Annotated in this window: 15 protein-coding genes; 13 read left to right on the forward strand and 2 right to left on the reverse strand. The window is 32.8% G+C overall.

Annotated elements, in window-relative coordinates; genetic code table 11:
• Positions 1 to 44: 44 nt before the first annotated feature.
• From IR022_RS16620 to IR022_RS16635, 4 genes are all read left to right on the forward strand, one after another.
• Positions 45 to 1070 carry a sensor histidine kinase gene (locus IR022_RS16620; protein ID WP_194204570.1) on the forward strand — a complete coding sequence of 342 codons (1026 nt, stop codon included), beginning with the start codon at positions 45 to 47 and terminating at the stop codon, positions 1068 to 1070.
• Entirely contained in the window at positions 1071 to 1823 is a 753-nt protein-coding gene (locus IR022_RS16625; protein WP_194204571.1) for a LytR/AlgR family response regulator transcription factor, read from the forward strand.
• 675 nt (positions 1824 to 2498) lie between these two features.
• A complete protein-coding gene (locus tag IR022_RS16630) occupies positions 2499 to 3626 on the forward strand; it encodes a tyrosine-type recombinase/integrase (protein WP_194204572.1) in 1128 nt (375 codons plus the stop codon).
• A gap of 62 nt (positions 3627 to 3688) precedes the next feature.
• Positions 3689 to 4438: a nucleotidyl transferase AbiEii/AbiGii toxin family protein gene (locus tag IR022_RS16635; protein WP_194204573.1), complete on the forward strand. Its 750-nt coding sequence runs from the start codon at positions 3689 to 3691 to the stop codon at positions 4436 to 4438.
• A 25-nt stretch (positions 4439 to 4463) separates the two neighbouring features.
• Here IR022_RS16635 and IR022_RS16640 read toward each other — a convergent pair whose 3' ends face one another.
• Complete coding sequence (locus IR022_RS16640) at positions 4464 to 4706, reverse strand: helix-turn-helix domain-containing protein (protein WP_194204574.1); 243 nt, start codon at positions 4704 to 4706, stop codon at positions 4464 to 4466.
• Between the two features lie 341 nt (positions 4707 to 5047).
• Here IR022_RS16640 and IR022_RS16645 point away from each other — a divergent pair, with 341 nt between their 5' ends.
• Positions 5048 to 5455 (forward strand): hypothetical protein, encoded by a 408-nt coding sequence (locus tag IR022_RS16645; RefSeq protein ID WP_194204575.1) that lies wholly within the window; start codon positions 5048 to 5050, stop codon positions 5453 to 5455.
• Positions 5456 to 5747: 292 nt separating this feature from the next.
• On the forward strand, positions 5748 to 7112 hold the full coding sequence (locus IR022_RS16650) for a hypothetical protein (RefSeq protein ID WP_194204576.1): 1365 nt from the start codon (positions 5748 to 5750) through the stop codon (positions 7110 to 7112).
• Positions 7113 to 7124: 12 nt separating this feature from the next.
• Here IR022_RS16650 and IR022_RS16655 read toward each other — a convergent pair whose 3' ends face one another.
• Positions 7125 to 7946, reverse strand: a complete 822-nt coding sequence (locus tag IR022_RS16655; RefSeq protein ID WP_194204577.1) for a hypothetical protein — start codon at positions 7944 to 7946, stop codon at positions 7125 to 7127.
• A gap of 183 nt (positions 7947 to 8129) precedes the next feature.
• On the opposite strand from IR022_RS16655, the gene IR022_RS16660 reads away from it, so the two are divergent.
• From IR022_RS16660 to IR022_RS16690, 7 genes are all read left to right on the forward strand, one after another.
• The gene (locus tag IR022_RS16660; RefSeq protein WP_194204578.1) at positions 8130 to 8411 is read left to right on the forward strand and encodes a helix-turn-helix domain-containing protein; all 282 of its coding nucleotides are present in this window, start codon (positions 8130 to 8132) and stop codon (positions 8409 to 8411) included.
• Between the two features lie 2 nt (positions 8412 to 8413).
• Entirely contained in the window at positions 8414 to 8839 is a 426-nt protein-coding gene (locus IR022_RS16665) for a hypothetical protein (protein ID WP_194204579.1), read from the forward strand.
• Positions 8784 to 9509, forward strand: a complete 726-nt coding sequence (locus IR022_RS16670; protein ID WP_194204580.1) for a hypothetical protein — start codon at positions 8784 to 8786, stop codon at positions 9507 to 9509. Before IR022_RS16665 ends, IR022_RS16670 begins: the two co-directional genes overlap by 56 nt.
• A 127-nt stretch (positions 9510 to 9636) precedes the next feature.
• A complete protein-coding gene (locus tag IR022_RS16675; protein ID WP_194204581.1) occupies positions 9637 to 9939 on the forward strand; it encodes a plasmid mobilization protein in 303 nt (100 codons plus the stop codon).
• Positions 9940 to 9943: 4 nt separating this feature from the next.
• On the forward strand, positions 9944 to 10876 hold the full coding sequence (locus IR022_RS16680; protein ID WP_194204582.1) for a relaxase/mobilization nuclease domain-containing protein: 933 nt from the start codon (positions 9944 to 9946) through the stop codon (positions 10874 to 10876).
• On the forward strand, positions 10860 to 11297 hold the full coding sequence (locus tag IR022_RS16685; RefSeq protein ID WP_194204583.1) for a hypothetical protein: 438 nt from the start codon (positions 10860 to 10862) through the stop codon (positions 11295 to 11297). The genes IR022_RS16680 and IR022_RS16685 overlap by 17 nt, the downstream gene beginning before the upstream one ends.
• A 135-nt stretch (positions 11298 to 11432) precedes the next feature.
• Entirely contained in the window at positions 11433 to 13250 is a 1818-nt protein-coding gene (locus IR022_RS16690; protein WP_194204584.1) for a P-loop NTPase fold protein, read from the forward strand.
• Positions 13251 to 13256 lie beyond the last annotated feature (6 nt).

The following is a 13256-nucleotide window of genomic DNA, read 5'->3' on the forward strand; positions in this document are numbered from 1 at the left end:
ACAAGTGGCAATAACTTAATAGGGTAAACCGTTATCTTTGTAGTATGAAAAAGCATGAATCAAAAGATTACAATCGATTTATTATTATATTATGGATAATATTAGCGGTTTTCGTTTGGATAAAGTTGCTTAATAAAGCTCCATTATCCGAAGTCATATTGGTGACTATTGGTTATATTACTCCAATAGTTATCGTAAATCTCATTTTGTGCAATTATTTATTGCCAAAGGCTATTAAGACAAAACGAATCAATGCTTTTGTTATTCAATTTATTGTATTAACTCTTGTAACGGCACTTATTCTTACATTAGTCCTCTTAGGAATCAGACATCTTGAGTATATTGGTTTTTTTGCACCTTCTGCTTTGGTATCTCCTTATGATACGTTCTTTTCTGATTTTGTAGATCAATGGCTTACTGCAACTATTATAAATATAGCTTTCTGTGGTATGCGGTTTTATTATGAGCATAATAAATTGGAGAAAACCCACTTGGAATCGCAGTTACATACTCTGCAATCTCAAATTAATCCTCATTTTATGTTCAATGTATTGAACCATATTCACTATTATGTGGCTAAAAAGGATGACTTGGCAACTACATTATTATTGAAATATTCAGATATATTACGTTATCAGCTTTATAGCGGGAAAAAGGAAACGGTTTCCTTAGACGAAGAGGTACAATTTCTAAAGAACTTTATTGATATTGAGAGAATGAGATGGGAAGATAAGATAAATATTAGTTGCTCTTGGAGTATGGGAGATCCAACAAAAAGGCTTCCTTCCCTTATGCTAATTCCATTGATCGAAAATGCTTTTAAGCATGTATCCAAAGGTCTGAAAGAGAGAGGCTATATCAATATTCTTTTGGAGCAAAAAGAAGATCGGGTTTATTTAGAAGTGGAAAATTCTAAATTGGATTCTCGGCGAAAGAAGGAGGATGAAAATTCGGGCTTAGGCTTGGAGAATTTAAGGAATCGTCTTGATATCTTGTATAGTGACAAATATGATTTACAAATACAGGAAACAGATAATGTTTATAACTCTAAACTACTAATTCATATATAGATGGCAAATATTGTATTGAAAAAAGAGACAGATGTTGCTTTAAAATGTTTAATAGTGGATGACGAATCGATTGCTATTAGAATCATTATAGATTATTTGGAGCAATTGAATTTCATTGTCATTGAAGATACTTGTTGCTCTGCCATCGAAGCTGCGGAAGTTCTAAAGAAGAAGGAAATTGACTTGATGTTCCTTGATATTAATATGCCTTATTTGTCGGGATTGGAGTTCTTGGAATCTTTAGAGAACACCCCCTTGACAATCTTAACAACCGCATATTCTGAATATGCGTTAGATGGATTCAGGCTAAATGTAGTGGACTATCTGCTAAAGCCGTTTTCTTTTCAACGTTTCTTTCAGGCAGTTCAGAAGGCTCAGAATTTGTTTCATTCTCAGATTCTGCTCCAACAGGATGAAAAAGAAAACATTGGGAGCTTATATATTCGTCAACTTGATTCATTCCAAAAGATAAATTGTGAGGATATTCTTTTTGTTGAAGCTATGCAAAACTATCTAAAGTTGCATTTCAAAAATAATACATTAGTCATTCATCAAACAATGTCCTCCTTGGAAGCGCTATTACCAAAAGATTCTTTTTTCAGAATACATAAGTCTTTTCTAATTAATAGTAGCCATGTAGATAAAATCTCTGGAGGGAGACTTTTTATCAATGGAGTTGAATTACCTATTTCAAAGCACAGGAGAGTAGATTTTCTCAATTCAGTAGTATATAAAAAGCTAGCAAGTAAATAGACTATAAAATATTTGTTTATCTTTGTGTTAGAGTTATTTGAATCAATGGAAATACAAAGCAGAGCAAAGAACTTCGCTCGTTTCTATGTCATTACCTATTGAGGTTTGCACTCTTTTCAATAGCCTGTTTTACAGATAGATACTTTCGAAAGTCATTGTAGTACGGAAACTGTGGCGAGCAACATGAAAGGTTATTCTCTTGTTAATTTTTAGGTTTTTCATTATCAATTTAGGGTAGTTAACAGGGTAGTTTTATTGGGTGGTACTACCCAATAAAGAAACTAAATCTAAATATTAATTTACGAATGAAATTCTAGATAATATTTTAAAAACTTCTCAACTAATATTTCATCTTTTTGATTAAAACTTTGCATATTAGTGAAAAACGCGTAACTTTCTGATACAGAATAGAACGCAAACAGAACTTATAAATCTATTTGTACCGATAAAGTATTAAGTTATTGATATAATATATTTTATATTTGTTGTATCGGGAAAGTAGCGATGTCAAATATTGGTAAACGAAAAGAGTATAAATATGCTGTAATACAATTAATTATATATACAATTTAGATTTAACGAAAACTTTATTTTCTAATTTTACCGTAAATATTTGCTGCAATATTCCAACAAATGATTATATTTTCCGTAAATAAATGTAAAAACATTACAGCTATGGAAATCAAGCTAATCAAACGTAAATCGAAGACAACTAACAGAGTTTCGTTATCTCTTGAATATTACTTGGGATACACCAAAACTGATGAAGGTAAGATTAAGCACAATCGTAAGTATGAAACCCTAGAGTATTACTTAATAGATCCTGCACGTACAAAAGCAGACAAAGACCATAATAAGGTTTACCTAGAAATGGCAGAAGCAGTAAAAGCCAAACGCCTACTTGCTTCGCAAAATAAGCAATACGGCTTTACCGTAGAATACAAGATAAGAACCAACCTAGTCGAATACATAAAAGGGCTGATAGACCAACGCAAAAACTCTCCAGGCAATTATGGTAATTGGGATAGTTCACTCAAACATCTGATAGCTTATGCTGGGCATGACACCACTTTTGAAGGAGTAGACAAAGCATTTGTAGAAGGCTTCAAAAACTATTTAGCCAATACAGCTAAGACAAAGAGTGGAACAAACCTTTCAGCCAATAGTCAAAGTAGCTATTTTCTTAAATTGAAAGCCACATTGAACCAAGCCATTGAGGACGGTATTATCCCCCATAGCCCTGCATCCACAGTAAAGCCAGCCAAAACAGAAGATACCCACAGAGAATACTTAACATTCGAGGAATTACAGAAGCTAGTAAAAGAAGAATGTAAATTCCCTATATTGAAACAAGCCTTTCTTTTCTCGTGCCTTACAGGTATGCGATGGAGCGATATTCAAAAACTGACTTGGAGCGAAGTTCAGGAAATGAACGGTCAGACCCGAATCCTTTTTCGTCAGAAGAAAACCAAAGGTTTTGAATATCTGGATATATCAGATCAGGCAGCACGTTATCTGGGAGAACGAGGCGAGCCAAATGAGCGAGTATTTATGGGATTAAAATATTCAGCTTGGCATAATCAAGCGTTGGAAAAATGGTGTATGCGAGCAGGCATATTAAAAAATATTACCTTTCATTGTGGACGGCATACATTTGCAGTTATACAGTTGAATTTAGGCACTGAAATTTATACCGTATCTAAACTATTAGGACATAAAGAATTGAAAACTACTCAAATCTATGCTCGTATTTTAGATGAGAAGAAGAGGGAGGCGGTTAAAAAAATGCCTGAGCTAGAATAATTATATTTATTTCAAATATTGCCTATATTTGAAATCTTATAACAAAATAATAAAATTAGTTTATGGATAATATTTTAGATGGAGCTAAACGACTATTAGAAGAGTCTATTGATATTTTAGGAGATTCGATTAATAATATTGTATTTGTTGGTGGCTGGGGACCTTACTTACGACATATAAATGAGCATCCAGGAACGAAAGATGTGGATATTTTATTTCCAGAAAGTTACTCTAAGGAAGAAATGGTGGAAATCCTTAATAAATTCTTAGAAAATGAATTCTACATTAGTGCGAAGCATGATTTTCAGCTTTGTAGAGCATATAAAATAGGACAACAAAAGTATATATTCAATATTGATTTACTACATCCAACTATGGGAAAACTGGATAAAGTTGATTTTGTTGAAATAATGGACTTAGATGTTACTTATGATGGGATAAAAGTTAAGCAAATTGCTTCTATATGCATTCAGTATGGAGATGTGATATATTCAGAGAATCTTATTGACCCATTGAAATTTAACGGAAAAGAAATAAATGTTCTAGATGGAGCTGGAATAGTAATATCCAAATTGACTTCATGTCACAATGCAAAACGTCAAAGAGATATTTATGATATATACTTATCTTTGTTAGAGCCAAACACAATTAATAAACTAAACTATTTAGCTTCAATTAATTTAGGTATAAATGAACAAATTACTCAATATAGTAATACACTAAAACTCCATTGGGATAAATATGATAGTAATCTACGAGAATTTGGTATTAATAGAGAAGATGCTAAAGATATTTTATTAATGGGTAGATAAATAATTCCTTATTGGTAATCAATAATTATGATACGTTGCTTCTAGTTTCAGGAACAAAAAAAGTGATAGGCTGATTATATAGCTCAGCCAATTCAAGAAGAAATAGAAATTCAATCTTTCTCGAACCATTTTCCAGCTTAGATAGTTCGCTTTGGGCAATTATTTTTGTGTCAGCTACCTGTTTTTGAGTCAGTCCTGCTTTTTCTCTAGCTTCCACTAACTTCTTAGATAGTAACCTTCTTTTCTTTGTGTACTCCTGCTTATTCATATAACAAAACGATAAAATTCCATTATGCAATATTATATATATAATTTTACTATTCCATTTTGGAATATTTCAATAATTATTTATATATTTGAAGCGGAATAATAGCCAACATAATTGGTTATAACATAGCGTCGCATAAGTCTCATAGTAGAAAACTGCCAATTTTCAAGAACAAACGAGACGAAAAGTGCTGAGCTCATGCTATATTTGTATCTTATAGCGTGGGCTCGCCGATTTCGTTTGTTAGGTATGGCAGTACCTCTACTATGGATTGGTGAGTCCCACGCTTGTTTTTTGTATAATCGGTTTGCTTGGGGCGGTAAACATAAAGTATAACAGCTATGGAAAATCGTCACAAATCCCCTCAAAATCGCTTTTCAAATCTAATTAACTATGCTAGCTCAGTTTTAAAACTCTCAGAACAAGAAATTAGAGATAAGTTTTCCGATGCTCCAATCTGCCTGATGGAGTATATTGAGAAAGGTGTACATGAACATATAATTGAAATAAGATTCGACGAAGAATATGCAACACTGAGTTGTAGTTTCGATAAAAGTAATAAATGTAACTGCTCTTTCTTGTTTACTGATGACATGGATGACATAGACTTTTATATCAGCTATTTTAATAATACATACGATTATGATTATATTCGAAGCGGTTGGATATTACCAAACTGCTATTTGTCGATAAAGACCATAGACAAAGAAATCTGCTTCATGTTTTATAAACCATTCAAAGAAGATTAGTATTTTCTTTTTTCATCTTCATACAAAAATATATTCCGAGATAAAACACAAGACCAAGCGTTGTTTCGTGCAAAAATCTTCCTTTTCGTACCTCAAAGAGTATTTTTGCCGAAAGTCTTGTTTATTTATCTCTCCATATTTGGGGTGTATATAAGATGTAAAAAGAAAAAAATATTCAATTTACCACCTGTTCTGAGACATTGCTAAGACAATTTCGGACAAATCAACGCATTGTTTTGTAGTTGGTTAACTTTTTTATAGCTTTGATTTGATATTAGTTATTTCATCGCTTATGAAGAAGTCTACCTATCTGAAAATATCTCAACATGAAGCCAATAAGAAGCTTCAACAACTATTGTTTGAACGTTATAATCGCATCAAACAAAAAAGTAGCATATTGGCGTATTTATATTTCCTATTCTCCTATATTGCGTTTAGCTCCATTGCAATTGTAAGTTTTATGTATCGTTTAGCAATGTTCTTTCAAGATATTCGCTTTACCCCACATTACATGAAAACTGTTATTGAACACAATTACATGAGTGCTGTACAAGCTAATGACTACCTTGATTCCCAGTTGTTGGAATACAAAAAACGATTATCCTATGGTAATATCTCTCTAAAAGAGAAAAACAGTATCGACACAACGTTTAGCCTGCTATATGATGAATACAAATTACCTAAACCAATAGATTATCAGCACAAGGAAATAACATCAGCATTATCAGATATACAGATCTCCGTTGATAACTCCAATAAAGATGTTAAAGATATTTCCGTCAATATCTCTGATATACAAACCTCTGTCGATAAATCAAATAACGGGATTAAGGAAATATTTTCGATAGCATCAGATACGGCAATATCGATAGACAAAGGCAATAACGCAATCTTGAATGGTTTATCAAACACCCATCAAGCCATAGAAAAAGGTAATACCTCAATGCTAGAACTACATTCTTTTGTAAAAGAACAAGGAAACATAGCGTCGGAATATTTTTCAAACCTAAAACTAGACATAAATGAGCAGGCAGGCATTGTAAATGAGAATATTCATAAAACGAAGTTGACTATTGAAGGTTCGTATAATAAAATAGAAGAAATAGCCTCCATATCAAAAAGTACAAGTGGAGAAGTTCTAAATATTCTTGACTCTGTGGGTAAGGTCGCAACCTATACGAAACAGAGACAGCAAAAAGAGGCTGCCGAACTAAAAAGAGAACAGACCTTACGAGAAGAGCAAGAAAAACGCCAAACGACAGCTTACAATAGGGAAAAAGGGAAGAAGTTGACCTCCTTCGAATCGGCTCTATCAGAAAATCAAATAAAAATATTAACGAGCTATTGCAATCAGATTCCTGTATTTGATAGGGATATTGAGTTACAGGAGATGAAAGATATATTGCTTTGCACTCATACTAAACCATTGAAAGTTACTGTGAATAAATACGTAGCATTCCTTTTTACTGAATTATCGAAAAACAAATTTATCTGCAAAACTTGGAAAAGTGTTGCTGAACGATATAATTGTTTTGTATCATCCGAAAATAAAGTCCTTAATTCAAACGATTTATACATGACGAATCAAACATCGGGACTTATAGAGCAGAAAATATATGATATGATACAAGAATGTATTGAAGAAATAATACAGTAGCCTAGAATAAGTTTATTTCAATAACCTCTTTTTGAGTTTTTGAAGAAAGTTTAGAGATTTATATTCCTCCAGTTGTCTACTCCTCTCAATTCCTCGCTTAATAAGAATACTTTTAAGAAATCTAGATACTTGTTCTAGTCTGTAAATCTTTCGATTTTGAATATCAATACATAATTTGGAGATCTGCGTTAATAAATAAAGGACACACCAAAGGGATATAGTAGTCAGAATGATGACCAATAAAAATTCAAGGGATAAGATATATAAATCGTAATGTGAACAAATTAAGTTAATAAACCAACATCCCAAAGTTAATAATGCTATTACAATAGCAACTTTTTGAGTTTCAAACAAGGACTCTTTACGCTTTGTTCTGATTTCTTCTTCTACGAGCTTAATATATCTATTCAATAGCTCTATGTCATTTTCTGAATTAAAGAGTTTTCCTTCCTTTATCATCTCATTCTCAAAAATATTCCCAATAATTTGATTATATGAATTTTGAGCTTCAGTTTGAAAATTAAACCAGAGTGGGCTTGTTAACTCAATATCATAAAATTGATACATCTTATTATTAATTTTTAGGATATAGACTATAAAAGCTATACATATAGTAGTACAGAGTGAAATAAAAAAAATAATGTACTCAGTTTGTAACACACAAATCCTCCAAAAATATACATATAGTACCAATAAGAACAGCAAAAGGTAGATTGTACAATATAAAGCATATTTTATTCTAAGATGAAACCCTCCTTCATTACGAATCTTTTGATAGATTTCATCAAATTCGTTTATAATTCCAAGATATCCTTCTGAATTGTAAATTTTCATAATATTAGTATTTAAAGCATTAGTAAAATCGGAAATGAATATAATAATAAATCTACACATTGGATAATAATGTAAATACATTGGAACACAATCTACCCCCTTTTTTATATCCTCAAATTTGCGATTGTAATTACAAAAACAGACGTTGCAACGCCTTTTGTTAAACAATTAAATTGTATTCAAATGGATATAGAAGAAAAATTAAATTCTATTGAAAGGCTCTTATTGGGGCAAAAGAATGTTTTGACTTTCGATGAGGGGTGTGAATTTACAGGGTTATCGAAAACCTATATGTATAAACTAACCCATCGGAATAAGATACCATTCTTTAAACCTCACGGTAAGAATATCTACTTCAGCCGTGAAGAACTGGAAAAGTGGTTAATGCAGAATCCTGTAAAGACAGCCGAGCAAAAGGATAAAGAGACAACTGATTATGTTGTGGCTCGGCATAGGAGGCGTTAACAATGTGCTACATTGATCTGATAAATAACTTTTGGCGTGAAGATGAGCAGTGGGGTTTTAGCTGTAATGAAACCCGGCTATATTTCTATCTGCTTCATCTTGCCAATAGGTTATTTTGGGAGAAAGAATGGATTGAGCAAAGTAATGAGCGAATAATGGCTAATGTAGGAATCTCGGAAGGTGCGTTGCGTACTGCCAGAGAAAAACTAAAAGAAGCTTCGCTTATAGATTTTATTATTGGTGGACGAGGATACAGGGTTAAAACTAGGTATCATATTTTATTACCTAAACCCAATACTAATCGCCAATCTAAATCTACACCTAGCTCAAAGCCATTATATAATAATACAAAAACAAAAAATAATAATTCTAATGAAAGATTTTCAAAAAGAGAATTTGTTGCCTCAGGCAGCGACTTCGATGAATAAATTCGATATATGTATGGATTCCTTGAAAAATCGTTTTGCTAGTGAAAGAAAAGATAATGGAAGCCTCCGCTTTGTGTTTCCTTTTGACTATGCTGACTATAAAAAGCTGCTAGCCCAAAGTGCAAATACAATTCTTGAAAAACGAAGGGAAGAAGTTATATTTTCTATCGATAAGCTAAACGAATCTGTGATTGAACAGCTATACTTATATCTCACCCTTGATGACCGTTTTTCGGGCGATTTACAGAAAGGTATTATGCTTGTTGGTAAATATGGATGTGGCAAGACTTTAATTATGCAGGCTGTGACAGAAATGTACAATTCAGTCGTCCATTCGCTTCACATACAAAGACCTCTTCTGAAGTTTTTCAAGTCAGTGGAATTACAGGATATACTTAGAAGTAAATCTATCAAAAGTTTTTCACGGATGCCATTGGTTATTGATGAGTTTGGACGAGAACCCAAACAAGTTATGGAGTTTGGAAATTTACGAAGTCCTATGATTGAGCTTTTGTGCGAACGTTATGATACAGGAGCATGGACTCATGGGGTAAGTAACTTCACACTCGACACACTCAGTTCAGAAAACCAATATGGTAAAATGACAGGAGATAGGCTAAAATCCATGTTCAATTTCATCGAGTTGAAAGGCGAAAGCCGAAGGAAATAAATTGATTTATTAACCACGGAGGTGGGTGCGAAGCACTATAATATTCTAACATTGCAAGATGTCAGTTTGTATAAACAAACTGCTCTTACCGCTTCCGCTACCCACTTCCGTTTAACATTATTCTTATATGAAAAAGATTAAGATAATTATATTAAGATGCTCCATCGTTGAGAAGAAAATTATCTCGGAGATGGCTAAAAAATGCGGTCTAAATTTATCGGAATATTGTCGATCTCAGGCTATGCATGGAGAGGTAAATGCTATACCCGAATTGTCGAAAGACGAGATTGATTACTTCCATCTGTTGAAAATGTACTGTTCCAATTTTAATAGAATAGCAAATTTGATTCGGGATAAAGATCCACAGTTGGTAGATAATATTCGGGAATTGGTAAACAAGTTAACCCTGTTACAACAACGAATAATTTGATGTTATGATAGCCAAAGCTAAAGCAATATCTCACGGTAGCAGAGCTATAGAGTATGCTATGCGTGAATCTAAGAAAGGCAATTTGATTGCATCAAACTTAATCCAAAATAATGTGCCTAACAAAATTTATAAGGAATTTGTCGAAGCACAGAAATACAATGATAGATGCAAAAATAAATTTATACGCATCGAGATTGGTATTGCTCCAAAGGATGAAGCCAAGTTGACGAATAAAGAATTGGCTGAAATCTGTAGGGTGTTTAGTCAAAAATTTGGATTTGAAAATAATCAATGGATAGCCTGTACACATAGGGATACAGATAACTTGCATGTGCATATGATAGTAAATCGAGTCAGTATAGATAACAAAGTCTATGATACGAGCTTTATCAGCAAACGTGCAGGCAAGATTGCTGAAGAGATTAGCCGAAAAATGGGATTGACCATTGCCAATGAGGTGCAACGAAAAGAGAAGTACCGACCTGAAGTAACATCTTTTGAGCGGATGATGGCACGAAGTAGAATCGAAAAAGCGTCTCTGGCTACTTTAAGTAAGAAGCCAAAGAGCCTTAACGATTTTGCACAAGAGATGAGAAAGCGAGGAATTGAAGTAGCTGAAGCCAAAAACAAGAAAGGAAATACTTATGGGCTACGCTTTTTTGGATATGGGCAGACATTCAAAGCTTCGCAGATTGGTAAAGAGTTTGGTTATAGAACTCTATTGAATACATTTTCCGAGAATAGATTACAGGAAAACCAACTTCAACATCAAAGTCAAACAGGGAATAGAGGAGCTTCTATTGTCGGAGAAGTCATATCTGGATTAGGTAGTATTTTTACTCCTACTATTCATGGGAATCTTGAGGACGAATATTTAACAGAAGAACAACGTAAGAAAAAAAGAAAAAAGAAAAGAGGTTATGGCAGACAACAATAATCCACGTACAAATTCAGCACAAAATGCAATGATGGCTGAAATAATTGTAGCAGAACTAGAGAAGTTCACTAACTCGCATGAGTTGATAATGGAGAGTACACAAAAGATTCTCAGTCGGTATAATGATATTGGGGTGCTTATTGAACGGATGGAAAGACGAGACCAAGCTATTGTCAAATGTATTGGTGATATGCAGCTTTCAACAGACCAATATCTAAAACTTACAGAACTTTCGATAGGTATGGCTAAGGAATTGAAGGAAATTGATAAAGAAGGGATTGGCATCGAACCTGATTCACTAAACAAAGTTATCCAAGCTGTTCAGGAAGCGAATAAGCCGATAAGGGAGTATATTCGTTGGCTGACATATGGAGTGATTACGGCTTTTGGTATATTGTTAGTATTAGCTATTTGGTTTTGATCCAAATTACCCTTAAGAAATCTTTTAAGGGTAATTTTATATTACTATTGTCAATTAATTAATTATCAAGAGGTAATATGTGATATTTTTTGTTAATTTTGAAAAAAGGAAAGCATAAACTTAAGTTCTGAAACTATGTGGAAAGATTGTGAAACCAATATAGACCTTTTAGATTTTGATTATTTAGTTGATGTGGCAAAAAACATCATCATGGATAATAATTTAACACCTTCAACTGTAGGTATATATGGGGATTGGGGTAGTGGTAAATCTAGTTTGATGGATATGGTTATGAGTGATCTATCAAAAGAAGATAATGTACTGTGCTTAAAATTTAATGGTTGGTTATTTGAAGGATACGAAGATGCTAAGGTTGCTTTAATTGGTTCTATTCTTGATGAAATTGGAAAGAAGAAACGGCTAACGGCAAAGGCAAAGGGCATATTAAAGAATCTATATGACAACACCGATTTTATCAAATTAACAAGTAAATTGGCTAAATATGGAATTGATTTTTTGTTAACAGGGGGATTACTTACTATATCCGACATTACGATTGATAATATTAAGAATGCGCTAGCATCTAAAGGCACGCAAGTTGAGGAGCAAGAAATAGAAGGTATTTTTAAGGCATTTAAAAGTAAAGAAGTAAGAAAAAGTATAAAATCTTTTCATGAAGACTTTGCATTACTATTAGAAAAAACAAATATAAAAAGACTTATAGTGTTTATAGACGAATTGGATCGGTGTAAACACGATACTATCTTAGAAACATTAGAGGCTATTCGCTTATTCTTATTTGCTAAAGGAACGTCCTTTGTTATTGGAGCGGATGAAAGACAAATAAGATATGCTGTCCAAATGAAATACCCTGATGTTGAAGGAAACCAAATGGATATCGGAAAAGAGTATCTGGAAAAACTAATTCAGTATCCTATTCGTATTCCTCAGTTAGGACAGAAAGAAGTTGAATCTTACATCATGTATTTATTGTTTGAGAAAGATTTTAATAATGATCTTGTTGTAATACGAAGTATTATTAATAAAGAGAAAGAAGAAAATTTTCTTGATTTTGAATTAACGTATGAACTAATAAAAACTGAATCAGAAGATTTAGCAGAAAAATTAAAAGATACAATTTCTTTATCAAAACAAATCTCATCAGTCCTTGCTAAAGGATTGAATGGAAATCCAAGACATTGTAAACGTTTTCTTAATGCAATGGAATTGAGAATTATGATGGCAAATTATCGTAAAATACCTTTGGATAGAAGAGTCTTGGCGAAATTAATGCTTATTGAGTATTTTAAAGATCCATTTTATAAAAGACTTGCACAACTTCAAGCTAATGAAAATGGAAAACCGAAAGAATTAGTTCAAATTGAGGGTGGAAAATGGGAAGAGGAAAATATCTTAAACACATGGAAAGATGATGCTTGGATTGTTGATTGGCTAACCAATATTGAACCATTATTGGCAAATGTAGATTTGAGACCTTATTTCTATTTTTCGAGAGAAAGTCAAAAGAATATGTCGTTTGCTAAATCCCAAAATCTCAGTCAAAATGCAATCAAAATAATACAAAATCTATTAAGTGGAACTGATACTTTACGTAATGAAGCTATGAAATCTGCGACAAATGTATCTGATTTTGAAGCTGCGTCTATTTTGAATGAAATAGCTGTCAAAATGGAATCTTCTACAGAAATAGAAAAATCATTGTTTCAATCTTTTATCGAGTGGGGAGGTTCTCGTTCTGAGCTTTATATTGATACTATCGCTATTTTAGAACGCCTTTCAATGGATCGAATTAAGTTCGCATTTATACCGTTAATACCTCCGTTTGCAAATAAATTAACAGACAAAACCAAAATAAGAGAAATTTTATCTAAGTGGGAATCTCAGAAAACATTAAAAAGTGCCATTGAAGAAGAACTGAAAAACATAAAATAGATAAAG

The sequence above is a fragment of the Dysgonomonas sp. GY617 genome (assembly GCF_015233815.1).
Taxonomy (GTDB): Bacteria; Bacteroidota; Bacteroidia; order Bacteroidales; family Dysgonomonadaceae; genus Dysgonomonas_A.